The organism is Comamonas sp. w2-DMI (genome assembly GCF_040187735.1).
GTDB lineage: Bacteria > Pseudomonadota > Gammaproteobacteria > Burkholderiales > Burkholderiaceae_C > Comamonas > Comamonas terrae.
Genome location: NZ_JBANEL010000069.1, coordinates 1 through 2,212, shown reverse-complemented (window position 1 = coordinate 2,212; position 2,212 = coordinate 1). Strand labels below are relative to the sequence as shown.

Here is a 2,212-nt window from a genome sequence, read left to right as displayed (position 1 = left end):
GCTGCAGCGCTTTCTCGACCACATCCAGCAGCACGACAACGTGTGGGTGTGCCGCCGTATTGACCTGGCCCGCCACTGGGCTCAGCTTTTCCCTTGCAAGGATTGATTGCGACATGGCTCTGACCCTTGAACAACTGAACGCCGCCGACGCGGCCACCGCCACCGACCTGCTCGATGGCCTGTACGAGCACTCGCCCTGGATTGCCGCCAAGGCGCTGGAGCAGCGTCCCTTCAAGTCCATGGCGCACATCAAGCACGCCATGGCCAAGGTGCTGGCCGAAGCCAGCGAGCAGGCCAAGCTGGACCTGATCCGCGCCCACCCGGAGCTGGCCGGCAAGCAGATGGAGACCAAGACGCTCACGGCCGAATCGACCAACGAGCAGACCAAGGCCGGCCTGACCAATTGCACGCCCGAGGAGCTGGAGCACATCCGCAAGCTCAATGCGGAATACGACAAGCGCTTCGGCTTCCCCTTCATCCTGGCCGTGCGCGGCCCGCGCGGCCTGGGCCTGTCCAAGGCGGAGATCATCGAGACCTTCGAGCGCCGCCTGCACAACCACCCCGACTACGAGCAGGCCGAGGCGCTGCGCAACATCCACCGCATCGCCGAGATCCGCCTCAACGACAAGTTCGGCTACGAGCCCACGCTGGGCAACGAAGTCTGGGACTGGCAGGAACGCCTGGCCCAGCACAGCGACCCCGGCTATGCCGAAAAGGGCCAGCTGACCGTCACCTACCTGACCGACGCCCACCGTGCCTGCGCCCAGCGCATCAGCCACTGGATGCGCGAATGCGGCTTCGACGAAGTCGAGATCGATGCCGTGGGCAACGTGGTCGGCCGCTACAAGGCGGCCCCGGAATACGAGGCCAAGGGCGCCAAGACCCTGCTGACCGGCAGCCACTACGACACCGTGCGCAACGGCGGCAAGTACGACGGCCGCTTGGGCATCTTCGTTCCCATGGCTTGCGTGCAGGAACTGCACCGCCAGGGCAAGCGCCTGCCCTTCAGCATTGAAGTCGTGGGCTTCTCCGAAGAGGAAGGCCAGCGCTACAAGGCCACCTTCCTGGGCTCGGGCGCCCTGGTCGGCGACTTCAAGCAGGAATGGCTGGACCAGAAGGACGCCGACGGCATCACGCTGCGCGAAGCCATGCAGCATGCCGGCCTGTGCATCGACGACATCCCCAAGCTGGAACGCGATCCCGCCAAGTACCTGGGCTTCATCGAAGTGCACATCGAACAGGGTCCCGTGCTCAACGAGCTGGACATTCCCCTGGGCATCGTGACCTCGATCAACGGCAGCGCCCGCTATGTGTGCGAGATGATCGGCATGGCCAGCCACGCCGGCACCACGCCCATGAACCGCCGCCGCGACGCCGCCGCCGGCGTGGCCGAGCTGGCCCTGTACATCGAAAAACGCGCGGCCCAGGACGGCGACAGCGTGGCCACCATCGGCCAGCTCAACGTGCCTTCGGGCTCGGTCAACGTGGTGCCCGGCCGCTGCCAGTTCTCGCTGGACCTGCGCGCGCCCACCAACGAGCAACGCGACGCCATGATCAAGGACATCATGGCCGAGCTGGCGGCCATCGCCGAGCGCCGCGGCCTGCGCTACACGACGGAGCTGTCGATGAAGGCCGCTGCCGCACCGAGCGCCCCCGAATGGCAAAAGCGCTGGGAAAACGCCGTCTCCGACCTGGGCGTGCCCCTGTTCCGCATGCCCAGCGGCGCCGGCCACGATGCGATGAAGCTGCACGAAATCATGCCCCAGGCCATGCTGTTCGTGCGCGGCCTCAACGCGGGCATCAGCCACAACCCGCTCGAATCCTCCACGTCCGACGACATGCAACTGTCCGTGGATGCCTTCACCCACGTACTCAACCAACTGGCTCAAGAGCAGCAATGACCAACATGAACCAAGACAAGCAAGCCACCTACGCAGCCCTGGACGCCTGGATCGACCAGCACTTCGACGAGGAAGTGCGCTTCCTGCAGGCCATGGTCCAGGTCCCCACCGACACGCCCCCCGGCAACAACGCGCCCCATGCCGATCGCACGGCCGAGCTGATCAAGACCTTCGGCTTCGAGGCCGAAAAGCACGCCGTGCCCGAGGCCGATGTCAAGGCCTATGGCATGCAGTCCATCACCAACCTGATCGTGCGCCGCCAGTACGGCGACGGCGGCCGCACCATTGCCCTCAATGCCCACGGCGACGTG

At 65.8% G+C, this 2,212-nt stretch carries 1 protein-coding gene and 2 pseudogenes; all 3 read left to right on the top strand.

Annotated elements, in window-relative coordinates; all coding sequences use genetic code 11:
• A pseudogene (locus tag V8Z74_RS26080) lies at positions 1-106 on the top strand (allantoinase); the annotation flags it as partial.
• Between the two features lie 7 nt (positions 107-113).
• The gene (gene uraD, locus V8Z74_RS26075) at positions 114-1,901 is read left to right on the top strand and encodes a 2-oxo-4-hydroxy-4-carboxy-5-ureidoimidazoline decarboxylase (RefSeq protein WP_349712280.1); all 1,788 of its coding nucleotides are present in this window, start codon (positions 114-116) and stop codon (positions 1,899-1,901) included.
• Positions 1,898-2,212: pseudogene (locus V8Z74_RS26070) on the top strand (peptidase M20); the annotation flags it as partial. The gene uraD and the pseudogene V8Z74_RS26070, both read left to right, overlap by 4 nt.

Bases quoted from the DNA above. Each gene is read 5' to 3' on its own strand.
- uraD (WP_349712280.1), top strand. From the start codon at position 114: ATGGCTCTGACCCTTGAACAACTGAACGCCGCCGACGCGGCCACCGCC.